A 22873-nucleotide genomic window follows, 5' to 3' on the forward strand; every position below is an offset into this window, starting at 1 on the left:
ACATGCGCATCCTGTTACAACGCTCGGACGGCAAGCAAGCGGCGTGGATCGCCGATTTCAAGGACTTGCTGCCCGAAGCCGAGATTGTCTTCTGGCGCGAAGGCGACACGTTCGCGCCGTGCGACTACGCCGTCGTATGGCAGCCGCCCGCCACCATGCTGCCGGAACTGGGCTGCGTGAAAGCCATCTTCAACACGGGTGCCGGCGTGGACGCGCTGTTGAAATTCGGCGACGCGCTGCCCGTCCACGTGCCGCTGGTACGCCTCGACGATGCGGGCATGGGCGTGCAGATGGCCGAATACGTGAGCCACGCCGTGCTGCGCCACTTCCGCCGTTTCGACGATTACGAGGCGCAGGGCCGCGCCGGCATCTGGCAGCCGTTGCCCGCCTTCGACAAGGCGGATTTCCCCGTCGGCGTGCTGGGCATGGGGGTGCTGGGCACGCGCGTGCTGCAAGCGCTGGCGCAATTCGAATTTCCGCTGCGCGGCTGGAGCCGCAGCCGCAAGCAGCTCGATGGCGTCGCGTGCTTTGCCGGCGAGGAGGGGCTCGAAGCATTCTTGCGCGGCGCGCGCGTGCTGGTGTGCATGCTGCCGCTCACGCCGGAGACGCACAACCTGCTTGACCGCACGCGCCTGTCGATGCTGCTGCCGGGCGCCTACGTCATCAACGTGGCGCGCGGCGCGCATCTCGCCGAACCGGATTTATTGACACTGATCCGCTCCGGGCATATCGCCGGGGCGACCCTCGACGTGTTCCGCAACGAGCCGCTGCCGCAGCAGCACCCGTTCTGGCAAGAACCGCGCATCACCATCACGCCGCATATTTCGGCGGCCACCCTGCGCCGCGAAAGCGTGGCGCAGATCGCCGCCAAGATACGGCGCCTGCACGCCGGAGACTCTGTCGCCGGCATCGTCAACCGTTTGCAAGGATATTGAGATGAGCAATCAACCGCATTTGCCGAAACAGGTCAAGATCGTCGAAGTGGGTCCGCGCGACGGCCTGCAAAACGAAAAGGACACCATCAGCGCCGCCGTCAAGATCGAACTGGTCGACCGCCTGACCCTGGCGGGCTTCGCCAATATCGAGGCGGCTTCGTTCGTCTCGCCGAAATGGGTGCCGCAGATGGCCACCAGCGCGGAAGTAATGGAAAAGATCACACGCCGCCCAGGCACGATTTATTCGGCGCTGACGCCGAACATGCAGGGGTTTGAGGCGGCGCTGGCGGCGAAGGCCGATGAAGTGGTGATCTTCGGTTCCGCCTCCGAGGCATTCTCGCAAAAGAACATCAACTGCTCGATCGCCGAATCGATCGCCCGCTTCGAAGGCGTGGCCAAGGCGGCCAAGGAACACGGCCTGCGCCTGCGCGGCAGCATCAGCTGCGCCTTCGGCTGCCCCTACCAGGGAGAAGTGCCGCTCGATGCCGTGGCCGACGTGGTGGGCCGCATGCGCGACCTCGGTTGCGACGAGATCGACATCGCCGACACCATCGGCGTGGCCACGCCGCGCAAAACGCAGGCGGTGATGCAACGCGCGATTCAAGCCTTCCACGTGGGCGGCCTGTCCGGCCACTTCCACGACACCTACGGCCAGGCGCTGGCGAATATCTACGCCAGCCTGGAGGTGGGTATCGCGATCTATCACTCGTCCGTTTCCGGCCTGGGTGGCTGCCCGTACGCCAAGGGCGCCACCGGCAACGTAGCCACCGAGGACGTGCTGTACATGATGCAAGGACTGGGGATACACACCGGCATCGACCTGGACCTGGTGGTCGATGCGGGCCAGTTCATCTCGCAGCAGCTGGGGCGCAAGGGATCTAGCCGCGCCGGCAACGCCATCGCGGCGAAACGCGCCGCGGCGTAGGTCGGATTAGCGCGCAAGCGCGTAATCCGACGCCACCAGGGACATGGCCAACAATGTTGTCGGGTTACGCGCTGCGCGCTAACCCGACCTACCCCGACCGATCCCGACCGTACGTAAAGCGTACAGACGAAAAAAAACCCAAGAGTCGAAACTCTTGGGTTTTTTTCTACAAATTTGGTCGGAGTACAAGGATTCGAACCTTGGACCCCCTGGTCCCAAACCAGGTGCGCTACCGGGCTGCGCCACACTCCGAAGACCAAGATAATACAGGCCGTATCGACTTCGGTCAAGGGTCAGGTGAAACTCTGTGTAAATTATTTACGCGCGGCACTGGAAGCCCTGTATTTTCAGCATGCATGAAATATGCGACACTCGGTTTGCAAGTTTTCCCGATCAGACATGAAGGCGACGACGGCAATGGATTTCAGTATTGAAAGAAACGGCGGAAGCGGCGGTGGCCAACCCTTGCCGCATCGCCGCAGCATCGCGCTGGGCATAGCCGTATCCTTGCTGCTGCATGGCGCCTTGATCTTTCTATGGCGCCATGTGCAACCTCCTGTGTCGCCGGACACGGCGCCGCGCATGGAGTCGATCGCCGTGTGGATACGGCCATTGGCCGCCAAGCCGCCCCCGCCGCCTGTCGAGGTCATCAAGCCGAAGCGCGAAGCAAAACCCGTCAGCAAGCCGAAACTCGCCACTGCCCGGGAAACGCCAACGGCAGCCACGGCGCCAGCGCCAGGTCCGCAAGCCATCACGGTCGTGCCGGCCTCACCGGCCACGCCGGCGGCCAGTTCCGATACCTTCACGCAAGAAACACCGAAATTCGATATGGAGGCGGCCAGGAAGACGGCGCGCAAGATGGCCGGCGAGCGCGATCCATCCAAGGTGGGCACGGCCGTGGGACAAATCCCCGACAAGCCGCTGCAAACGGAAACCCAGTTGGCACGCGATATAGCACAAGGCAAGCGCGGCGATTGCCGCAGCGCCTATGCAGGCGCAGGCTTGCTGGCACCCGTGCTGATGTTGCTCGACAAGAAGGATAGCGGCTGCAAGTGGTGATTATTTAATAACACACCCAAGATGGGCGTGCCGGCAAGATTATTCCTGCCCTTTCAACTGCAGCGCCCGTTCATACAGGGCGTTTTTCTTGCGGCCCGTGATTTGCGCCGTCAGATTGGCCGCCTGCTTGACGCTGCATTCGGCCAATAAAATGTTCAGGATGCGTTCCGCTTCCACGTCTTCCGCGTCCTGCGCCTCCGTGGCGCCTTCGAGCAGGACGACGAATTCTCCCTTTTCGCGGTGCGCGTCGGCGCGTATCCAGCTTTCCGCCTCGGACAGGGGACAGCGGTGGATTTCCTCGAACATTTTCGTCAGTTCGCGCGCGAACACCACCTGGCGCGTGGGCTCGAACGCTTCCACCAGGGCCGTGGCGCAATCGAGGATGCGGTGCGGCGCTTCATAAAACACCATCGTCGCCGTCACGCCGCGCAGGCTGTGCAGCATGTTTTCGCGCTGCTTGGCCTTCGCTGGCAGGAAGCCGACAAAGTAAAACTGGTCATTCAATAGCCCGCTGGCGGAAATGGCGGTAATCGCCGCCGACGGGCCGGGCAGGGGCAGCACGCGCAAGCCGGCCGCGCGCACGGCGTCGACGATGCGCGCGCCCGGGTCGGAGACGGCCGGCGTGCCCGCATCCGAGACGAGGGCGATGCGCTCGCCGGCGTGCAGGCGGGCGATCAGCGTCTGCGCCACTTCGCGCTCGTTATGTTGATGCGCCGCAATTAACGGCTTGTTCAGGCCAAAGCGCGTCAGCAGGTGCGCCGTGTTGCGCGTATCTTCACAGGCGACGGCGTCGGCAATGCTCAGCAAATGCAGCGCGCGCAGGCTGATATCGGTCACATTGCCGATCGGCGTGGCCACTATATACAATGTTGCGATAGGATAGACCTGGTGCGCCGCCTCTGTCATGATGGGCAGGCTGGCGATGGAACTGATTTCTTGTACGGTCATTTTGGAGGTTAAATGCTTGCTAATAGTGTGAAGTTACTGCTTGTTTGTGCCGCGACCGGCATGCTGAGCGCTTGCAGCACGCCTTGCGACGCGCCCGGGCAATTGTGCGCGCCTATTGAATCTAACACAAGGGCGCTGCCGCCACCGACGCCGCTGCCCGTGCCACCCAAGCCGCCCGCGCCCGAACCGGTGACGTTTGCCGTGGCCGTACCCGATATTACCGCGTATGACGGCAACGGTGCACCGCTGGCGCCCATCCAGAACAAGCCGGCGACCGGCACGCCGCAGGACATGCCGGCCGCCACGGCGCCGGCACCGTCCGACGGCAAGGTCCACCACATCGGCCTGCTGCTGCCGCTGCGCTCGGCTTCCCTGGGCCCGGCCGCCGAATTGCTGCGCGCCGGCTTCATGGCCGCGTATGAGCGCGACCGCAGCGGCTTTGAAGTGACGGTGATCGACACGGGCGACGGCAGCAGCGATGTCCTGAACAAGTTTGCGCAAGCACAAGAGGAACAGGACATCGTCGTGGGGCCTTTGTCGCGCTCGGCCGTGACGGCCGTGGCAAATAGCGACCTGGTGCGTAAACCAACGATCGCCCTGAACCACCCTGACAACCGCGGCGAGGCGCGCCTGCCGGCAAAACTGCTGGTGATGGGCCTGTCCATCGAGGCGGAAGCGCGCCAGGTCGCCGCCTGGGCCGCCAGCGAACAGCCGGGAGCCAGCGCGCTGATCCTGTCGGCCGGTTCGCCCTCGCAGCGCCGCATCAGCGCCGCCTTCAAACAGGAATGGCTGCGCCAGGGCGGCAAGATCGAGACGATGGACTTGACGGCCACGAATGGCTACCTGAGCGATGCCGAACTGGTGCAGCTGCGCGCGCGCCTGGCCGCTACGCCGCCGGGCCTGTTGTTTGCCGCGCTCGACGCCGACCAGGCGCGCCAGCTGCGCGTGGCCATCGGCAGCGATTTGCCCCTGTATGGCACCTCGTCCTTGAATCCCGGCGCCGGACGCGGCGCCAGCGGCCCCGAGCTCGACGGCGCGCGCCTGCTGGACCTGCCGTGGCAAGTACAGCGCGACCATCCGCAAGTGATGGTGTATCCACAGCCGCCGCAGCCAGGTGACGTCCGCCTGACGGCCGATATGGAACGCCTGTACGCGCTGGGCATCGATGCCTTCCGCGTGGCGCGCGAAGTGGCGCTGCGCCCGAACGCGCCGTTCACGCTCGATGGCGTGACGGGCCGCCTGGCCATACGTTTTGAGAATGATCAAAGCGTATTCGAACGCACGGAACAGGCCGCCAGCTACCAGCAGGGCGTGCTGGGCACCTGGCCGCCGGCCGCGCCGGCCACGCCGCCGGTACAGTAAGGACATGCGCCATGCCGCCCTTGGCTTTCTGGAACAAACGGGAACGGGGACGGCAGGGGGAAGACGATGCGCTCGCGTATCTGCTGCTGCAAGGCCTGGTGCTGCTGGAGCGCAATTATCTGTGCAAGGGCGGCGAGCTGGACCTGATCATGCGCGATGGCGCCTGCATCGTTTTCGTCGAAGTGCGGCTACGCAGCAGTGCAACCTTCGGCGGCGCCCTGGCCAGCATCACGCCAGCCAAGCAGCGGCGCATGGTGGTGGCCGCGCAAACCTGGCTGCAGGGGAAAAAGACCTTGCCGCCGTGCCGCTTCGACGCGCTGGCCATCGATGGCGGGCACATCAGCTGGCTGAAGAACATCCTCGATATGTAAGCATTTTTAACAGTGCTTGTCCGCCATGCCGCGCGCCTGCACTATAATCGGCAGACTATGAATAATCAACGCATCCTCTCGCACTTCCACGAAAGTGCCGAACTCAAGATCCAGGCCGCTACCGTACTGGCGCAACCCATTGCGCAGGCGATCGACCTGATGTTTTATGCATTGTCCAACGGCAACAAGATCCTCGCCTGCGGCAACGGCGGTTCCGCCGCCGACTGCCAGCATTTCGCAGCCGAGCTGGTCGGGCGCTTCGAACGCGAGCGCTTTCCGCTGCCAGCCCTGGCGCTGACGACAGATACGTCGATCCTGACGGCCGTGGCCAACGACTACAGCTACCGCGAGATTTTCTCGAAGCAGGTGCAGGCGTTCGGCCAGGCCGGCGACATCCTGCTGGCCATCTCCACGTCGGGCAATTCGGCCAACGTGCTGGCCGCCGTGGAAGCGGCGCTCGAGCGCGAAATGCGCGTCGTGGCGCTGACGGGCAAGGACGGCGGCGCCATCGGCAAGATGCTGACGGACGCCGACGTGCATATCTGCGTGCCGGCCGAGCGTACGGCGCGCATCCAGGAAGTCCATCTGACCACCATACATTGCATCTGCGACGGCATCGATGTCGCGCTATTCGGAGGAGACGTGAATGACTAAATTCGGTACTGGCCCAGGCTGGAAACGCGTACAACGCCCATTGGCTACCGCACTGCTGTGCGGCGCCATGCTCACCTCGCTCACCGGCTGCATCGAACTGATGGTCGGCGGCGCAGTGATGGGCGGCGTTGCCGCAGCGGACCGCCGCACCCTGGGCGCGCAGACCGAAGACAAGTCGATCGCCCTGAAAGGCGAGTCGCGCATCCCCTCCATCGTCGGCGACGTGGGCCATGTGAATGTCACCAGCTTCAACCGCCGCGTCCTGTTGACGGGCGAAGTGCGCGATGAGGCGATGAAAAATGCCGTCGAACGCGAAGTGCGCAATATCGAAGGCGTGGAATCGGTGGCCAATGAACTGATCATCGCCGGCCCGGCCAGCTACACCTCGCGCTCGAACGATGCGCTGATCACCACCAAGGTCAAGGCCAGCCTGGTCGACATGAAAACCATCTCGGCAGCTTCGTTCAAGGTCGTCACGGAAAACGCCACCGTGTTCCTGATGGGCCGCGTTACCCAGCGCGAAGGCACGGTCGCGGCCGACGTGGCGCGCGGCGTGGGCGGCGTGCAGAAAGTGGTCAAGCTGTTCGACTACATTTCGGAAGCGGAATTGAAGCAATTGCAGCCGGATCCGCCGCAACCGCGCACAACCAGCACGGTCAGCGACACGGTCCAACAGTAAGGTCCTCCCCCATCCGGCCTACGGCGCCAGACTGACGATGCGTCTATAATGGCCGCATCGTTGCTCTACATTAGTGAAACTTCGCCATGTCAACTTCGCCCTCCGCCAGCAAGTCCTGGATCAAGCCAGCCCTCATCGCCGTCTTCGTGGCGGGCGTGGCGGCAGCCGGCTATCTGTCGCTGAATGACAAGCAAAGCGCGCCGGACGTGACCTTCCACGGCATCCATGGCGAGAAAATCACCTCAAACAGCTTGCGCGGCAAGGTCGTGATGGTCAATTTCTGGGCTACTTCGTGCACCACGTGCGTGGCGGAAATGCCGGAAATGGTCGACACCTACAACAAGTACAAGGGGCAGGGCCTGGAATTCGTGGCCGTGGCCATGAAATACGATCCTGCCAACTACGTGCTGAACTTCGCCGAAACGCGCCAACTGCCATTCAAGGTGGCGCTCGACGTGACGGGCGAGGCGGCCAAGGCCTATGGCGACGTGGCCCTCACGCCCACCACCTTCGTGCTCGACAAGCAGGGCAAGATCCTCAAGCGCTACGTGGGCAAGCCGGAATTCGCCGAACTGCACAAGCTGCTTGAGTCAGCCATCGCAGGCTGATCCAGTCCCGGCACCGCACAAAACCTTGTTGCTAAAGGTTGCCAAGTTGTTATAACCTTCCCAGGCGTGACCCCATTCACCTTGTGAAGGCCAGCCGTGCCCCTCGCCGCTCAATCGCTCGACCCGCAGCAACTGAAAGCCTGGCTGCTTGCCGCCGGCAACAAGGACGCCACGGCGTTCCGCCAGCTATATAACTCCACCGCATCGAAACTGTTTGGCTTCGCGCTGCGTATATTGCATAAGCAAGAGCTCGCTGAAGAAGCCTTGCAAGAGGGTTTCGTCGCCATCTGGAACAACGCCGCCGCTTACCAGAGCCATCTGGCCGCGCCGATGACCTGGATGGCCACCATCGTGCGCAACAAGGCGTTCGATGTGCTGCGGCGCAGCGACGATACCGTGGAAATCGATGCCGACCAGTTTGATAGCGAAGTCATGAATGCACTGCGAGACCCCCAGGCCACGCCCATCGAATCACTGCAGATGAGCGGTGACGCCAAGGCGCTGGCGTTTTGCATGTCGGCCCTGGAAGGGCTGCACCGGCAGGTGGTCGCCCTGGCGTTCTATCACGACCTGTCGCACAGCGAAGTGGCGCAGCAGATGTCGCTGCCGATCGGCACCGTGAAGACGTGGATACGCCGCAGCCTGGAACGGCTGCGCACGTGCCTGGCGAAACGGGAGGCTTCATGAATATCCGCGGCAATGACGTGCTGCGCCAGAAACTGGCCTCCGAATACGTGCTGGGCACCCTGAAAGGGGGCGCGCGGCGGCGTTTCGAAGGCTGGCTGCACAACGATGCCGACCTGCGCCATATCACGGCCGAATGGCGCCAGCGCCTGGAACCGATGGCGGAATTTGCCAGGCCCGTGGCGCCGCCCAAGCGCGTCTGGCAGCAGATCGAGCAGCGCTTGCACCTGGCACCGAAGGGCCGCTGGTCGCTATGGCGCGATGCGCTGTCGTTCTGGCGTGGTCTGGGCCTGGCCTCGAGCGCCATCGCCGCGCTGCTGGTGATCGTCGTGGCCACGCGCCTGCTGGACGCGCCGCAAATCAGCTATGTCGCCAGCCTGACGGACGAGAAAGCGCAAACGGCCCTGCTGCTGACGGCCGACAGCCGCCACGGCGCGCTCGAGGTGCGCATGCTGGGCAACGCCCCCGTGCCTGCTGATCGCGACCTGGAACTGTGGGCCGTGCCGAAGAGCGGCAACCCCCGTTCGCTGGGTCTGCTGGCCGGCAAGGGCAATATAAAACTGGCCCTGTCGCAGCGCGCCATCGGCAGCGACGTGGCCCTGCTGGCCGTCACCCTGGAACCGAAAGGCGGTTCGCCCAATCCGAACGGACCGACGGGACCGGTTTTGTATAAGGGTAACTGGATAAAAATTTAACCCGAAGGCAAAAATCCGGGGTCAGACCCGTCGGGTCTGACCCCAGCAGTTGATTTGGGTTGCTTACCTTACTTTGGGTAAAGAATCATCTGCGTGCAGCGGAACAGGGCAATCGTCTTGCCCGTTTCCTTGTTTTTCACCACGGCATCCCACACTTGCGTGTTGCGGCCCTTGTGCTCGACTTTCGCCGTGCAGGTGAGCGTGCCTTCGCGGACCGTGCCCAGGTGGTTCGATTTCAACTCGATGGTGGTGAAATTGTTGGCGCCCTCGGGCAGGTTGACGATGCAGCCATAGCCGGACGCCGTGTCGGCCAGGGTCACCACGCTGCCCGCGTGCAGATAGCCGTTCGGCGCCAGCAGATGTGGCAGCACGGGCAATTCCGCCGTCAGCTGGCCGTCGCCCACGGCCGTGATGACGATGCCCAGGTGGCCGGGCAAGCGGCCTGTGCCGCGTTCATTTAACATTGCTACGGTGATGTCGGGATGGCTCATGCGGGTCCTTGTGCGGGGTGAATCCGGACAGCGACTCTGCCGGAAAATACTATGATGATAGCAACTTTCCCCGCATCGGTTTGGCGACCGCTTATTTCCGGCTGCGCCGCCGTTTCCACCACACCAAAGTCCCTGTCAGCAGGAACAGCAAGGGCATCAGGCCGAACACCGTCATGAAACTGCGCCCAGCCACGCCAAATGCCTGGCCCGAATGCAGGGGGAATTGCCAGCCCAGGAAAACGTCTCCGGCCGGCGCACGCAAGGGATCGCGTATGCGCAAGGGCAAGCCGCTGCGCGCGTCTAGGGTGATGCGCGTGGCGCCGTCGCCCTCGGCGATTTCGCCAGGCTGGCGCACGCGGATCTCGTACGGCTGGTCCTGTTTCGCTGGCAGCCCGATGCGCGACACGCGCGCCTGCGGATACAGCAGCTGCGCGGCGGCCATGGCTTGGCCCGCATCGAGCAGGGCGCCATCCTGCACCACATTTTTCAATTTTGCCGTGTCCGGCACCGTCGATACGAGGTCTACCAGGGGCACGATCAATTGCGGCAAATTGAAATAGATGCCGGAAAAGGCCAGCACGGCCAGCACGGGCGCGGCAAAGAAGCCCGCTGCCTTGTGCAAGGTGTAATTAAAACGCGGCCAGGAGCCGCCATGCGACACCGTCAGGGCGCGCTTGATCGCCGTCCACTGCAGGCGCGGCCACCACAGGTAGATGCCGCTGAGCGCCATCAGCAGCAGCATCACGCCGGAAACTCCAGTGATGGTCTTGCCCACCTCACCCGACAATAAATAGCGGTGCAAATGAAACATGCCCGACATTAGCAGCGGGCGCGTGAGGCCGAAACGGCCCCAGTCGCGCTCGCCTTTGACTTGCAAGGTGTAGGGGTCGACCATCACCTGGCGCACGATGGCCTGGCTGAAGGGGGACGGCTTGCCTGCCTGGCGATACGAGGCCACGTACACATCGCGCGCATCGGCGGGCGGATTGAGCTGCGAAGGCTTGCCGTAGGCGGGGTCGGCCACAAGAGTGTCCACCACCGCCTGCACGGTGCGCGGCGTGACGTGGAACACCTGGCCGGGCGCGGGCGTGCTCGCCTGCAACAAATTCGGATTCAGATACGCATCGAGCTCCGGCATCCAGGCGATGGCGGAACCCGTCAAGCCCAAGAGGACGAACAGGGCGCCGAACCACAGCCCCGCATACAGGTGCAGTTTGCTGATCAACCACTTGCTGGGGCGTTGCGACATGGAAACTTTGGAAAATTTTGGGCTGCGGAACGATAGCATGAAAGCCCCCCAGTAAAAATCACGTGCGGCAAGAAAGCGGCACACCGTACAACACGCTCATGGGAACGTCGGCATCGGGCAAAAACGAGCGTTTCGGCACCATCAGCGAGCGCATCGGCATCGCGGGGAAATGTTGCACGGCATACACTTTCGCCTATACTTATCGAAAGGAAAACCATGACCACTTCCCGCTTCCTCGCCGTCACGCTGGGCCTCGCTCTGCATTTGGGCGCCCACGCCGCCGATTTCACGCTCACCAGCACCGACATCGCCCCCGGCCAGACCCTGGCGCACGCGCAGGTGTTCCAGGGCTTCGGCTGCACGGGTAGCAACCAGTCACCGCAATTGTCGTGGCACGATGCGCCAGCCGGCACCAAAAGCTATGCCGTCACCCTGTACGACCCGGACGCGCCCACCGGCAGCGGCTGGTGGCACTGGAGCGTCTTCAATGTGCCCGCCAGCACCACGTCCTTGCCTGCGGGAACGACAGCGGCTACCTTGCCGGCCGGCGCCGTGCAAGGACGCAACGATTACGGCGACAGCGCCTACGGCGGCGCCTGCCCACCACCGGGCGACAAGGCGCACCGCTACCAGCTCACGGTCTGGGCCTTGAGCGTGGACAAGCTGCCACTGGATCAGCACGCCAGCGGCGCCATGCTCGGTTACATGCTCAACGCCAATGCGCTGGGCAAGGCGCAGCTGACAGGACTGTATGGCCGATGACATGGAAGCGGTGGCCCTGAGCGAGCTGCGCATCGCCCACGGCACCATCGAAGCGCGCCGCGCGCAAACCCTGCGCCGCGTGCCCGTCTTCCAGAGCGCCCTGTGCCGCGTGCGGCACGGAACCAAGCTGCTGGAATGGGGTGCGCGCCAGGTGCGCGCCACGACCAGCGATGTGGTGCTGATGCCGGCGGGACAGGAACTGGGCGTGGCCAACCTGCCCGGCACACAAGGCTACCGGGCGGAAGTGCTGAGCTTTTCACCAGCCCTGATCGCCCGCTTCCGTGCGCGCCATGGCGGCCTCGTCGATACCCAGCTGCACCAGGCGGCCACGGCCAGCCTGTGCGTGCCGCTCGACGTGCATGCGGCGCTGGCCTGGGACCAGCTGATGACCAGCCTGGTCGCAGGCAGCCCGCCCGCGCTGCTGGCGCACCAGGCGGAAGGCTTGCTGCTGGCCCTGGCATTGGGTGGCCATTGCGGCGCGCTACTGCTGGACCGCCGCGATCCGCTGGCCGCGCGCGTGCAGCAAGTGCTGCTGCTGGACCCGGGCGCCGACTGGAGCGTGGCCAAGGTGGCATCGAAACTGCATGTGGGCGCCTCCACCCTGCGCCGCCAGCTGGCCCTGGAACAACGCCATTTCCGCGCCATCCTGGAAGACGTGCGCCTGGGACTGGCCTTGCAGGAATTGCAATCTGGCATCTTACCCATCAGCGACATCGCGGCCGCCTGCGGCTACGCCTCGCCCTCGCGCTTCGCGGCCCGTTTCCGCCAGCACTACGGCCTGTCGCCGCGCGAGCTGCGCGCCACCCTGTAAGCTCGCGCTAGCGAAAATCACGCAACAAGCGCTGACAGCCGGGCGATTTTCTTGCTACTATGCGCCCATGTCTTCCCGCCAGCCATCCCGCAAGCCTTACCCGGTGTCCGCCCTCGCGCGCACGCCGTGGCAGCTGTGCGTGGCCCTGTTCAGTGCGCTGGCCCTCGTGTTGCTGCTGTCGACGGCCGCCTCGCACCTGCACAAGACGACGCTCGACGCGGAAGAGTGCGCGCTGTGCGCCACGGTCATCGACAAGGTGGCCGATCTCGCCGTGCCGCCGGCCATCACCGAGCCGCCTGCCCAATTACTGCCGTACCGTCTGCTGGCCTTGGCGCCCGCTACCCTGGCGCCCGCCGCCATCCTCATCCTGCCGCCCGTGCGCGGCCCGCCTGCCGCCTCACTGTAGTTCCCACGCCGTTTTTCCTTTTTCAGGCTGCACCGCCGCGCGTCGCGTCCTCCGTATGCGCGCCGGGCCGCCTGGCGTTGACTATTTTCGAGGTTTACCATGCAACACACACCACGTCTGAGCGCGCTGTCGCTCGCCCTTGCCAGCCTGTTTAGCTTTTCCGCCCATGCCGCCGAGCCTGCCGAGGCCAATACCGATGCTGTCCCGCAAGACATGCAGAAGGTCGAAGTCACCTCCGCCCATTTGAAAAGCGCGCGCATCGAACTGTCGCCGAAAGTCGGCACCACCATCTACAGCATCGACAGCCACATGGTCGACATGCTGGGCCAGGGCGACAACACGCCATTCAATGAGGTGCTGCTGCGCCTGCCTGGCGTGTCGCAGGATTCGAAGGGCTCCGGCGCCCTGCACGTGCGCGATGACCATGCCAACGTGCAATACCGCATCAATGGCGTGCAACTGCCGGAAAGCATCAGCGGCTTCGGCCAGTCGATCGACACTCGTTTGATCGACAAGACCGATTTCATGACGGGCGCCTTGCCGGCCCAGTTCGGCCTGCGCACGGCGGGCATCGTCGATATTGAAACAAAAGAGGGCGGACTGACGCCTGGCGGGCGCATCGGCATCATGCTCGGCAGCCACGACCATGTGGAGCCGAGTGCCGAATTTTTCGGCAGCGTGGGCAAGTTCAATTACTACCTGTCCGGCAGCTACCTGGGCAATGCGCTGGGCGTGGAGAATCCGCAAGCCACGCGCAGCGCCTTGCACGACAAGACGCGCCAGAACAAATCGTTCGGCAGCCTGTCGTATTTCCTTGATGACAATACGCGCTTGGGCGCCATGTTCGGCACCTACAACGGCCGCTTCCAGATCCCCAACAACCCGAACCAGGCGCCGGCCTTCTCCCTGGATGGCCACAGTGATGCGCAGGCGGGCACGTCCACGTTACCGTCGTCGCAGCTGAATGAAAACCAGCGCGAAGTGAACCGTTTTCTGGTGCTGTCGCTGCAAAAAAGCCTGGGCGACATCAATTACCAGGTGTCCGCCTTCCACCAGTATTCGGAACTGCACTTCACGCCCGACACCATCGGCGACCTGATCTACAACGGCGTGGCTTCTGACTCGCGCCGTGCCAACAGCGCTTCCGGCGCGCAATTCGACATCAGCTACAAATTGCACCAGGACCACACCGTGCGCGCGGGCCTGGCCTACACGCGCCAGAAGACCACCAGCGACAACACGGTGGCCGTCTTCCCCGCCATGGACGGCGCGCAAACGTCCACCACGCCGGTCAGCATCCTGGACAACAGCGGCAAGACGGGCACCCTGGCCAGCTTTTACCTGCAGGATGAATGGCATATCAGTAAACCCTTGACCCTGAACTATGGCGCGCGCTTCGACAAGGTCTCGGCCTATACGAGCGAGCAGCAATGGAGCCCGCGCGTCAATCTGGCCTACCAGCTGGCGCCGGGCACGGCCCTGCACGCGGGCTATTCGCGCTACTTCACGCCGCCGCCGCAGGAACTGGCGGCGCAAGGCAGCATCGACCTGTACGCGAACACGACGAATGCGCCGGAAATCGGCCAGTCCGACAACGTCAAGGCCGAGCGCACGCACTACTATGACGTGGGCATCAGCCACCAGGTCAATTCAAAACTGACCGTGACGGCCGATGTGTACTATAAAAAGATCAACAACCTGCTGGACGAAGGCCAGTTCGGCCAGGCATTGATACTGACGCCGTTCAACTATGCGGATGGCTACGCCAAGGGCCTGGAGTTATCCGCCATCTACAGCGAGAAAAACTGGGGCCTGTTCCTCAACGCCAGCACACAAAAGGCGCAGGGCCGCAACATCAATTCGGGACAAGCCCTGTTTGGCGCCGATGAGTTGAACTACATCAGCTCCCACTATGTCTACCTCGATCATGACCAGAAATACACGCTGTCCGGTGGTGGCCACTATCACTTTGGCGATTCACAAGTGAGCGCTGACTTCCTGTACGGCAGCGGCCTGCGCATGACCCCGGAGGGCGGCGCACCGAATTCCGGCCACTTGCCAAGTTACTTCACCGTCAACACGGCGCTCACGCACACGTGGAAAAACACTCCCGTGGGCAAGGTGGAAGGGCGGCTGGCCCTGATCAACCTGTTCGACAAGTCGTATCTGTTGCGCGACGGTTCCGGCGTGGGCGTGGGGGCGCCGCAATACGGCGCCCGCCGCAGTTTCTACGCAGGCCTATCCACAAGCTTCTAAAAGTTACGCGCGAAGACAGCGGCAGGGTGCAACGCCTGCCGCTGTCGGTTGCCGTTGAGAAACGATCTCGTGGCGTCTATCGGGATGCTGTTTTAATGAGGAATATCGGCGATGGGTAGCAGCATGGTCAGCGGATCATCGGGGAGGGGAGTAAAACCATACTGCTGATAAAACTGCGTACCTTGCGGTTCTTTGGCATCGACAAACAGGGCAAAGCCGCCCACTTCCGCTGCGACGGCTTTCACGCGCTTCATGGCCGCGACCAGCAACAATGCGCCAAAGCCACGACGCTGATGCCGCTGCGCGACAGCAAGCCGCGCCAAGGTAAAGCCGGGTACGTTGCTGGGCAGCTTCTTCATCATGGCGACGGGAATAGATTCCCTTGGGGTCATGCTACGAATGGCCAATGAAAAATAGCCAATAATTTCCGTAGGATCAGCTTCATCGACCAGCACGAACGTTCGCGATGCGCCGTGTCGCTGATGCTGCCTTGCTGTTGTCTGCAACCACGTATCCAATACTGGTGTACCGCAATGAAACCTTGTTACATCATGTAGTGCTTTCAGTACTGTCACGAAGTACGCCATTCTCTACTTTCTGTGCATAATTTTCAAAAGCCTTCGTCAAAGCCGCATTCGGCCCCTGCGGGTTTTCCAGCAAATCGATCATCATGGCGGCGTCGCGACGGGAATAGCGAATCAGGTATTCGCGATCGATGATCATTTCCGCCTTTTCCAATGCAGCTTGCACGAGGAATTGATTCAAGGTAGCGCCGGTCAGCTCTGCCGCTTCTTGAAGTTTCTCGGCAATTGAGCTGGAAACCCTGGCCGTAATACGGCCGCGTTCTTCAGTCGCACTCATTATTTAGCTCGTGTCTTCGGGTTTGTTCGGATGTCGTCGGGTATCTCAATGAGCATAGCATATGGCGGAGACAAAACAAGCTACATCGGAGACAAAATGTCACCACTATGTATTGTCCCATCTGATTTCGGCATGTTGATGCGCCCGCAGATAAGCATTTGTCTGGCTGAATGGCTTGCTGCCAAAGAAACCTTTGCTGGCCGACAAGGGAGAAGGGTGCGGCGCCGCCAGCACCAGGTGCTTGCCGGAGTCGATCAGGCTGCGCTTGGCTTGCGCATAGCCGCCCCACAGGAGGAAAACCAGATGTTCTCGCTCGGCGGACAGGTGGCCAATCGCGCTATCCGTCAGCGTTTCCCATCCCTTGGCCGCATGCGAGCCGGCCGCCCCGGCGCGCACGGTCAGCACGCTGTTGAGCAGAAATACCCCTTGCTCGGCCCAATCAGACAGATCCGTGCGCGTGCGCTCGACGCCCACGTCCGTGGTTAACTCCTTGAAGATATTCTGCAAGCTCGGCTGCGGCGAATGGCCGTCCGGCACGGAAAAGCACAAGCCCATGGCCGCGCCGGGCGTGTGATACGGGTCTTGCCCCAGGATCACGACTTTCACCTGCTCGAACGGCGTCAGGTCAAAGGCGCGAAAAATGGTTTTGCCGGGAGGACAACACGGCCCCGCCGCATATTCCGCCTTGACGAAGGCCGTCAGGCGTTCCCAGTAGGGCTGGGCGAATTCCCCTTCCAGCCGCGCCTTCCACGATGCGTCGATGCGTACGTCCATGCCTCACCTCATAGCCGATTCGTCCACCATGCTTTTTCAGCCTGCCAGTATAGGACGCTCAGCCGCATGAAGTGGACACGATACGAACAGGCAAAAAAAAGCCACCGGCGTGAGCGGGTGGCTTTGATGTGGCGCAAGGTTACTTAGAAATTCAGCGCCGATTCCACGCCGGCGCTGTGCGCCTGTTCATCCGCATGGTACGAGCTGCGCACCATGGCGCCGACGGCGGCGTGGGTGAAGCCCATTTTATACGCTTCTTCTTCGAACATTTTGAACACGTCCGGGTGCACGTAGCGGCGCACGGGCAAGTGGCTGTTCGATGGCGCCAGGTACTGGCCGATGGTCAGCATGTCGATGTCGTGCTCGCGCATGTCGCGCATGACTTGCAGGATTTCCTCGTCCGTCTCGCCCAGGCCCACCATGATGCCGGACTTGGTTTTCACGTCCGGGTACATGGCCTTGAAATCCTTCAGCAGTTTCAAGGAATGCATGTAGTCGGAGCCGGGACGCGCTTCCTTGTACAGGCGCGGCGCCGTTTCCAGGTTGTGGTTCATGACGTCAGGCAAGCCATCCTTGAACAACAGCAGGGCTTTTTCCAGGCGACCACGGAAGTCCGGCACCAGCACTTCGATGCGGGTATTCGGCGACAGGGCGCGCGTTTGCTGGATGCACTCGACGAAATGGCCGGCGCCGCCGTCGCGCAAGTCATCGCGGTCGACGGAGGTGATGACGACGTAGTTCAGGCGCAGCTTGGCGATGGTTTTCGACAGGTTGGCCGGCTCTTCCTTGTCCAGCGGGTCCGGACGGCCATGGCCGACGTCGCAGAACGGGCAGCGGCGCGTGCACTTGTCGCCCATGATCATGAAGGTGGCCGTGCCCTTGCCAAAACACTCGCCGATGTTCGGGCAGCTGGCTTCCTCGCACACCGTCACGAGCTTGTTTTCGCGCAGGATATCCTTGATTTCATAGAAACGGGTCGAAGCCGAGGCGGCCTTGACGCGGATCCAGTCCGGCTTTTTCAGGCGCTCAACTTGCTCGATCGGAATGATCTTGATCGGGATGCGCGACGTCTTGCTGGCGCCTTTTTGCTTTTCGCTCGGGTTGTACGCTGGAGCGGCGGTCGCGGCGGGGGCGGTGCTGGAAATGGTCTCAGAAGTCATGGCTGCAAGCCCTTGAGGGGCAAAGTTTGGTTTGTTTGCTCAGGCATCCGTTGCCTGAGGCGCGCCTGCGGCGCTGTTTACTTCGCTTACATCGAGTAATACGGTCAATTCATGGGCCAGGGCCCGCTGCACCTCGGCCAGCGGCGCCGAAACGCCCATGCTGCGCATGTCCACCGTCTTCAGGCCGGAATAGCCGCAGGGGTTAATCCAGGAAAACGGCGCCAGGTCCATCGCCACATTGAGCGATACGCCATGGTAGGTGCAGCCGTTGCCGCGCACTTTCAATCCCAGCGCGGCGATCTTCGCACCCTTGCTTGGTCCGCCGGCGATATAGATGCCAGGCGCGCCATCGATGCGTTCGCCAGCAAGATTATACGCCGCCAGCACGTTGATGATGGCTTGCTCGATTTTATGCACGAACTGGCGCGCATACAGCTTGCCGCCCGGCTTGTTGCGGCGCAAGTCCATCAGCAGGTAAATCACCACCTGGCCTGGGCCGTGGAAGGTGACTTCGCCGCCACGGTCCGTCTGCACCACGGGCACATTCTCGGCGCCGGCCAGCAAATGGCCGCGGTCGGCCGCCAGGCCCAGGGTGAACACGGGCGGATGCTCGACGATCCACAGTTCGTCGCGCGTGTCGGTCGTGCGCGCGTCGGTAAAGGCGCGCATGGCGGCAAAGGTCGGCTCGTAATCGACGCGGCCCAGCTCGCGGATCAGCGCCGTTTCGGTGCGGGTGGTGGTCATGACAGATTCTGTAATCAGCTGCCGGCGCCCTGCGGACGCTGCGGCGAAGCCGTGATTATAAGCCAGGCCGCCGTTTCATTCAGCCCCGGGCGCCGGCAACAGCAGCAATCTGCCCAATTTTTGTGCAGCATGGCGCACCTGGGCCAGACTCAGTGCCGTGTAACCGAGCAGCACGGCCGGCGCCAACCTGGCGCTATGGCAAAAGTCGCCGAGCGGCTGCAGTGCCAGCCCCTCTTGCGCGGCGCGCGCGCAAAACGCCCGTTCGTCGGCATCGGGCGGCAGCCACAGCACGCAATGAAAGCCCGCCTGCTGGCCTGAAATCGTGTAGCGGCCAGGGGCGACCTGCTCCAGGCAAGCCAGCAGCAGGTCGCGCCGCTCCTTGTAGGCCAGGCGCGCCAGGCGCAAATGACGCACGAAGGCGCCTTCCTCCATCCAGGCAGCCAGCGCCAGCTGCTGCGTCACACCCACGGAGCGGCCCGTCAACTGCACGATGCGCAGCAGTGGCGGTCGCAAGGCGGGCGGCAGCACCATGAAGCCCACGCGCAGGCCGGCAAACAGGGTCTTGTTGAAACTGCCACAGTAGATCACCCGCTGGTACTGGTCCAGCGCCTTCAGGGCCGCCAGCGGTGCGCTGTGGTAATTGAATTCGCTGTCGTAATCGTCTTCCACCACCCAGGCGCCGCTGTCATTCGCCCATTCCAGCAAGGCCAGGCGGCGCGTGACGGACATGGTCACGCCCAGCGGCGACTGGTGCGCCGGTGTCACATACGCGAGGCAGGCGTCGGTGTGCGCGGCCAGGGCCGCGCAATCGATGCCCTCGGCGTCGACGGCAATGTCCACCGGCACGGCGCCGGCAAGGGCGAACAGGGCGCGCGCGGCCGGGTACCCCGGTTCTTCCAGGCAAACCTTGTCGCCATCGCGCACGATGCCGCGCGCCAGCAAATCGATCGCGTGGCGGATGCCGGTGGTGACAACGATGTCTTGCGGGTCGCAGCGGATGCCGCGGTACTTGGCGAGGAAGTCGGCGATCTGCTGGCGAAGCTGGGGCAAGCCGGCCGGATCGGCGCTGCACAGCTGCTCCGGCGTGGCGGCCGCCAGCGCCCGCGTGGCGCACTTGGACCAGGCGGCCATGGGAAACAGGCTGGCGTCGGCGCGCCGCGCCACAAACGGCAAGCCGTCGCGCACGCCCGTATCGGACACAGGTACCGGCTCGGAAAATGGCCCGACTGGGGTGGTATCTGTAAATCCTGCCATCAAAAAGCGTTCCGGCACCACGGCGCACACGCGCGTGCCGGAACCGGGCACGCGCGTCACATAGGCTTCCGCGTGCAGGCGGTCGAATACGGTTTCGATGGTGCCGCGCGACAATGCCCAGCGTTCGGCCAGGGTGCGGCTGGACGGCAGACGGCTACCCGCCGGCAGCATCTTCGTCAGGATGGCCGAGCGCAGCGCTTCATACGCGCCATCCTGCTTGTTGACGCCCGCCTTGTCGAGCCAGCTGGTGGGACGCGGCAAGTCCAGGGCGTGCGGTGATTTTCCTCGCGGCATGATGATCGTCCAAGTGGTCCAATGAATTTTCTGATGACTGGCACTTCGCATTACACCACAACCATCCTACTCTCACCGTTCCGGTGCGCCAGCGGGGCGCACGTTTGCAAGGATCGTGTAAAACAATGCAGAAACAACTCGCTGTATGGGCCTGGGGCGGCATCGTGCTGCTGCTGGTCTGCCTGTCGCGCATCAGCATCGACATCTATTTGCCTTCGCTGCCAGCCATGGCCGATGCCCTGCACGCCAGCGATGCTCAGCTGCAACTGACCCTGAGCCTGTTCATGGCCGGCTCGGCCGCCTCGATGCTCGCTTGCGGGCCGCTGGCCGACCGTTACGGACGCCGTCCCGTGCTGCTGGCCGGCACGGGTATTTTTGTGCTCGCCAGCATCGTCTGCACCTTCACCAGCGACGTGCACGTGCTGATCGCCGCACGCGTGCTGCAAGCGTTCGGCGGCTGCAGCGGCACCATCATCGGCAGGGTCATGGTGCGCGACCGGTTTGACGCCGCCACGCAGGCGCGCATGCTGGGGAGAATCTCGATGGTGATGGGCTTGTCGCCGATCCTGGCGCCGCTGGCCGGCAGCGTGCTCGACGCGGCGTTCGGCTGGCGCGCCGTGTTTGGCGTGCTGTGCCTGCTGGGCGCGCTGTCGCTGGGCCTGATCGCCGCCTACGTGCCGGAAACCAGGTCGGCCGACGCCGTCCCCCAAGGCAATACCCTGGCCCTGTACCGCCGCCTGCTGGGCGATGCGTATTTCCTGCGCTATGCGCTGGCCATCGGCTGTGTGTATTGCACATATTTCCCGTTCATCGCGGAATCGTCCGTGCTGTTGCAAAGGGGCATGCATCTGTCGCCGCACGCGTATGCGCTGGTGTTCGGGCTGACGGTCAGCGGCTATATCGCGGGAGCTAGCCTGTTTCGTGCCCTGGGACCGCGCCTGGGCGCCGATTACCTGCTGGGCGTGGCGGTGCTGCTGAATGTGGCGGGGGCGGCCAGTTTATTGCTGGCTGGCAGCCTGGCGCCGCAGCACGTGGCCTCGCTGGTGGCGCCCATGCTGCTGGTGATGGTGTCGGTGGGCATGGCGATTCCCGCCTGCCAGCTGGCCGTGCTGCAGCCCTATGGCGCCCAGGCGGGCAGCGCCTCGGGCCTGTTCTTCTTCGTGCAGATGGCCATCACGGCCGCCTGCGGTGCCGTCATCGCCGCCATCACCGATGGCAGCGAAAAGCCCCTGCTGTGGGTGACGGCAGCGGCCAGCGCGGCCTTTGCCGTCGTCTGGCTGCTCACGAAAAGCCGCGCCAGCGTGACGGCAGCAAGCCTTACATGACGATCTTGACCATCGGGTGGCCCGACAGCGCCATATACAGGGCGTCGAGCTGCTCGCGGCTGATGGCGCGCACGGTGACGGTCAGGCCCGTGTAATTACCCTTGCCCGATGGGCGCTCTTCCATGCGGCCCTCATGGAAGGTCGGATCGTGGCTGATGACCAGTTCCAGCATGGTCGGCGCGAAGTCGACATGCGTCGGACCCATGATCTTGATGGGAAAGTCGCTCGGGTATTCGATCAGCGATTCGCTGGGAGGAATGATGTGTTCGGTGGGAGGGGTCGTTTGCATGGGAAATCCAATCAGTGCCGGTCAGGACAGGCGGCGCAGCATACATCGCGCGACGGCTGCATAAAGACGTATTGTAGCCAACTTTGGGGGCGCCTGCGCCGTTGCCATGGCGCCAGGGGCGCGGAAAAAAAAGGCTCTGTCACCGGTAAGTAGGGTAAATGCCGGAATCTTCCTTTGACAGTGCTGTCTGACTCTGCATACTCACCTGACAGGGAGCAGATCATGCAGGCAGCCGAATGGATCAGCTTTATCGCCCAGTTTGCGCAGTTGAACCGACGCCAGCGGCAGGCTGGAATGGCGCTGCTGCGTGGCAATGCCCCACACGACGCGACCGTCGCGCTGCTGGAAAGTGTGGCGCAACCGCGATTGGCCTGTCCCGCCTGCCACTCGCCTCAGCTGCACCGGCATGGCCATGCACACGGCTTGCAGCGCTACCGTTGCGTGCCGTGCGGGCGTACCTTCAATGCCTTGACGGGCACGCCGCTGGCCCGCTTGCGCCACAAGGCGCTATGGATCGAGTATGCCGATTGTCTGCTCGACTCCGCCTCGGTGCGCCAAGCTGCTCAGCAGCTGGGCGTGCACCGCAACACCACCTTTCGCTGGCGCCACCGTTTTTTAACGGTCGCCAAGACGGACCGGCCGCATGGCCTGCACGGCATCGCCGAGGCCGACGAGTTATATCTGCTGGAATCGGAAAAGGGAGCCAGGCGAATGACGCGTCCGGCCCGCCGCCGGGGCGGCCATGCCCGCCAACGCGGCATTTCCAATGAGCAGGTCTGCATCCTGGTGGCGCGCGACCGCACGGGACAAACCCTCGATTTTGTTACGGGCAAAGGGGCGCTGACGAAGGCGCAGTTACACCATTGTTTGTTGCCCGTCATCGACAAGGATGTTTTGCTGGTGACCGATGGCCATGCCGCCTACCGGGCCTTCGCCAGGGAGGCGGGCATCAGCCATCAGGCCGTCAACTTGCGCGCCGGCATCCGCGTGCGGGGCGCCGCGCATGTGCAGAACGTCAATGCGTATCACAGCCGCTTGCGCGAATGGCTACGGCCGTTTCACGGCGTGGCGACGCGTTACCTGCCGAACTACCTGGGATGGCGCTGGATCCTTGACGCCCGGCGCATCCGTTCACCAGAAACATTACTGAAGGCAACCCTGGGAGCATTTCCACATCTGACGGTGACATAGCCAAAAAAAAGCCAGCTTTATCAGCTGGCGAAAACTATTTCGTTTGGACAAAATAGCCGGAAAAGTCGTGCTGTCACTTGGAGGAT

Annotated in this window: 26 protein-coding genes and 1 tRNA gene; 16 read left to right on the forward strand and 11 right to left on the reverse strand. The window is 63.2% G+C overall.

What is annotated here, in order from left to right; genetic code table 11:
• The first annotated feature begins 2 nt into the window (after window positions 1-2).
• Together ACP7EG_RS07615 and ACP7EG_RS07620 are read left to right on the forward strand one after the other, a co-directional pair.
• A complete protein-coding gene (locus ACP7EG_RS07615) occupies window positions 3-935 on the forward strand; it encodes a 2-hydroxyacid dehydrogenase (protein ID WP_426087168.1) in 933 nt (310 codons plus the stop codon).
• 1 nt (window position 936) lies between these two features.
• Entirely contained in the window at window positions 937-1860 is a 924-nt protein-coding gene (locus ACP7EG_RS07620) for a hydroxymethylglutaryl-CoA lyase (protein ID WP_426087169.1), read from the forward strand.
• A gap of 175 nt (window positions 1861-2035) precedes the next feature.
• Here ACP7EG_RS07620 and ACP7EG_RS07625 read toward each other — a convergent pair.
• Window positions 2036-2112: transfer RNA gene (locus ACP7EG_RS07625), tRNA-Pro, on the reverse strand.
• 213 nt (window positions 2113-2325) lie between these two features.
• Here ACP7EG_RS07625 and ACP7EG_RS07630 point away from each other — a divergent pair.
• On the forward strand, window positions 2326-2919 hold the full coding sequence (locus tag ACP7EG_RS07630; protein ID WP_426087170.1) for a hypothetical protein: 594 nt from the start codon (window positions 2326-2328) through the stop codon (window positions 2917-2919).
• A gap of 39 nt (window positions 2920-2958) precedes the next feature.
• On the opposite strand, the gene rsmI is transcribed toward ACP7EG_RS07630, so the two are convergent.
• The gene (rsmI, locus tag ACP7EG_RS07635; RefSeq protein ID WP_141171168.1) at window positions 2959-3867 is read right to left on the reverse strand and encodes a 16S rRNA (cytidine(1402)-2'-O)-methyltransferase; all 909 of its coding nucleotides are present in this window, start codon (window positions 3865-3867) and stop codon (window positions 2959-2961) included.
• Window positions 3868-4026: 159 nt separating this feature from the next.
• Here rsmI and ACP7EG_RS07640 point away from each other — a divergent pair, with 159 nt between their 5' ends.
• The 7 genes from ACP7EG_RS07640 (at window position 4027) to ACP7EG_RS07670 (ending at window position 8920) form a co-directional block, all read left to right on the forward strand.
• Window positions 4027-5229: a penicillin-binding protein activator gene (locus ACP7EG_RS07640; RefSeq protein WP_426087171.1), complete on the forward strand. Its 1203-nt coding sequence runs from the start codon at window positions 4027-4029 to the stop codon at window positions 5227-5229.
• An 11-nt stretch (window positions 5230-5240) separates the two neighbouring features.
• Window positions 5241-5600 carry a YraN family protein gene (locus tag ACP7EG_RS07645; protein ID WP_426087172.1) on the forward strand — a complete coding sequence of 120 codons (360 nt, stop codon included), beginning with the start codon at window positions 5241-5243 and terminating at the stop codon, window positions 5598-5600.
• A 57-nt stretch (window positions 5601-5657) separates the two neighbouring features.
• Window positions 5658-6254, forward strand: coding sequence for a phosphoheptose isomerase (locus ACP7EG_RS07650; protein WP_071080119.1), 597 nt, complete (start codon window positions 5658-5660; stop codon window positions 6252-6254).
• Window positions 6247-6933: a BON domain-containing protein gene (locus ACP7EG_RS07655; RefSeq protein ID WP_426087173.1), complete on the forward strand. Its 687-nt coding sequence runs from the start codon at window positions 6247-6249 to the stop codon at window positions 6931-6933. Before ACP7EG_RS07650 ends, ACP7EG_RS07655 begins: the two co-directional genes overlap by 8 nt.
• Before the next feature lie 86 nt (window positions 6934-7019).
• Window positions 7020-7541 (forward strand): peroxiredoxin family protein, encoded by a 522-nt coding sequence (locus tag ACP7EG_RS07660; protein WP_305053618.1) that lies wholly within the window; start codon window positions 7020-7022, stop codon window positions 7539-7541.
• A 96-nt stretch (window positions 7542-7637) separates the two neighbouring features.
• A complete protein-coding gene (locus ACP7EG_RS07665) occupies window positions 7638-8228 on the forward strand; it encodes a sigma-70 family RNA polymerase sigma factor (RefSeq protein WP_426087174.1) in 591 nt (196 codons plus the stop codon).
• Window positions 8225-8920 carry an anti-sigma factor gene (locus ACP7EG_RS07670; protein WP_426087175.1) on the forward strand — a complete coding sequence of 232 codons (696 nt, stop codon included), beginning with the start codon at window positions 8225-8227 and terminating at the stop codon, window positions 8918-8920. Before ACP7EG_RS07665 ends, ACP7EG_RS07670 begins: the two co-directional genes overlap by 4 nt.
• Before the next feature lie 68 nt (window positions 8921-8988).
• On the opposite strand, the gene ACP7EG_RS07675 is transcribed toward ACP7EG_RS07670, so the two are convergent.
• Complete coding sequence (locus tag ACP7EG_RS07675; RefSeq protein WP_071080114.1) at window positions 8989-9411, reverse strand: PaaI family thioesterase; 423 nt, start codon at window positions 9409-9411, stop codon at window positions 8989-8991.
• A gap of 91 nt (window positions 9412-9502) precedes the next feature.
• Complete coding sequence (locus ACP7EG_RS07680; protein ID WP_426087176.1) at window positions 9503-10660, reverse strand: PepSY-associated TM helix domain-containing protein; 1158 nt, start codon at window positions 10658-10660, stop codon at window positions 9503-9505.
• Between the two features lie 216 nt (window positions 10661-10876).
• Here ACP7EG_RS07680 and ACP7EG_RS07685 point away from each other — a divergent pair, with 216 nt between their 5' ends.
• The 4 genes from ACP7EG_RS07685 (at window position 10877) to ACP7EG_RS07700 (ending at window position 14895) form a co-directional block, all read left to right on the forward strand.
• Window positions 10877-11422: a YbhB/YbcL family Raf kinase inhibitor-like protein gene (locus tag ACP7EG_RS07685; protein WP_426087177.1), complete on the forward strand. Its 546-nt coding sequence runs from the start codon at window positions 10877-10879 to the stop codon at window positions 11420-11422.
• A complete protein-coding gene (locus ACP7EG_RS07690; RefSeq protein ID WP_426087178.1) occupies window positions 11412-12233 on the forward strand; it encodes a helix-turn-helix transcriptional regulator in 822 nt (273 codons plus the stop codon). The genes ACP7EG_RS07685 and ACP7EG_RS07690 overlap by 11 nt, the downstream gene beginning before the upstream one ends.
• 67 nt (window positions 12234-12300) lie before the next feature.
• Window positions 12301-12639: a hypothetical protein gene (locus tag ACP7EG_RS07695; RefSeq protein ID WP_426087179.1), complete on the forward strand. Its 339-nt coding sequence runs from the start codon at window positions 12301-12303 to the stop codon at window positions 12637-12639.
• Between the two features lie 99 nt (window positions 12640-12738).
• A complete protein-coding gene (locus tag ACP7EG_RS07700) occupies window positions 12739-14895 on the forward strand; it encodes a TonB-dependent receptor (protein ID WP_426087180.1) in 2157 nt (718 codons plus the stop codon).
• A 92-nt stretch (window positions 14896-14987) separates the two neighbouring features.
• Here ACP7EG_RS07700 and ACP7EG_RS07705 read toward each other — a convergent pair whose 3' ends face one another.
• The 6 genes from ACP7EG_RS07705 to ACP7EG_RS07730 all read right to left on the reverse strand — a co-directional run bounded on the left by ACP7EG_RS07705 (window position 14988) and on the right by ACP7EG_RS07730 (window position 19982).
• Window positions 14988-15470, reverse strand: a complete 483-nt coding sequence (locus tag ACP7EG_RS07705) for a GNAT family N-acetyltransferase (protein ID WP_426087181.1) — start codon at window positions 15468-15470, stop codon at window positions 14988-14990.
• The gene (locus tag ACP7EG_RS07710; RefSeq protein WP_426087182.1) at window positions 15445-15756 is read right to left on the reverse strand and encodes a DUF1778 domain-containing protein; all 312 of its coding nucleotides are present in this window, start codon (window positions 15754-15756) and stop codon (window positions 15445-15447) included. Before ACP7EG_RS07710 ends, ACP7EG_RS07705 begins: the two co-directional genes overlap by 26 nt.
• A gap of 105 nt (window positions 15757-15861) precedes the next feature.
• Window positions 15862-16530 (reverse strand): uracil-DNA glycosylase, encoded by a 669-nt coding sequence (gene ung, locus ACP7EG_RS07715; RefSeq protein WP_426087183.1) that lies wholly within the window; start codon window positions 16528-16530, stop codon window positions 15862-15864.
• 143 nt (window positions 16531-16673) lie between these two features.
• The gene (gene lipA, locus ACP7EG_RS07720) at window positions 16674-17690 is read right to left on the reverse strand and encodes a lipoyl synthase (RefSeq protein WP_035823261.1); all 1017 of its coding nucleotides are present in this window, start codon (window positions 17688-17690) and stop codon (window positions 16674-16676) included.
• A 39-nt stretch (window positions 17691-17729) separates the two neighbouring features.
• On the reverse strand, window positions 17730-18434 hold the full coding sequence (gene lipB, locus ACP7EG_RS07725) for a lipoyl(octanoyl) transferase LipB (RefSeq protein ID WP_096232776.1): 705 nt from the start codon (window positions 18432-18434) through the stop codon (window positions 17730-17732).
• 75 nt (window positions 18435-18509) lie between these two features.
• Window positions 18510-19982: a PLP-dependent aminotransferase family protein gene (locus ACP7EG_RS07730; protein ID WP_426087184.1), complete on the reverse strand. Its 1473-nt coding sequence runs from the start codon at window positions 19980-19982 to the stop codon at window positions 18510-18512.
• Between the two features lie 125 nt (window positions 19983-20107).
• Here ACP7EG_RS07730 and ACP7EG_RS07735 point away from each other — a divergent pair, with 125 nt between their 5' ends.
• Window positions 20108-21307, forward strand: coding sequence for a multidrug effflux MFS transporter (locus tag ACP7EG_RS07735; RefSeq protein WP_426087185.1), 1200 nt, complete (start codon window positions 20108-20110; stop codon window positions 21305-21307).
• Here ACP7EG_RS07735 and ACP7EG_RS07740 read toward each other — a convergent pair.
• A complete protein-coding gene (locus ACP7EG_RS07740) occupies window positions 21300-21596 on the reverse strand; it encodes a DUF493 family protein (RefSeq protein ID WP_141171188.1) in 297 nt (98 codons plus the stop codon). The two genes, ACP7EG_RS07735 and ACP7EG_RS07740, sit on opposite strands and share 8 nt — an antisense overlap.
• Before the next feature lie 222 nt (window positions 21597-21818).
• Between ACP7EG_RS07740 and ACP7EG_RS07745 the strand changes: the two genes are divergently transcribed.
• The gene (locus tag ACP7EG_RS07745) at window positions 21819-22787 is read left to right on the forward strand and encodes an IS1595 family transposase (RefSeq protein ID WP_426087186.1); all 969 of its coding nucleotides are present in this window, start codon (window positions 21819-21821) and stop codon (window positions 22785-22787) included.
• Window positions 22788-22873 lie beyond the last annotated feature (86 nt).

It is taken from the genome of Janthinobacterium sp. PSPC1-1, from assembly GCF_049897625.1.
Lineage (GTDB): Bacteria > Pseudomonadota > Gammaproteobacteria > Burkholderiales > Burkholderiaceae_D > Janthinobacterium > Janthinobacterium tructae.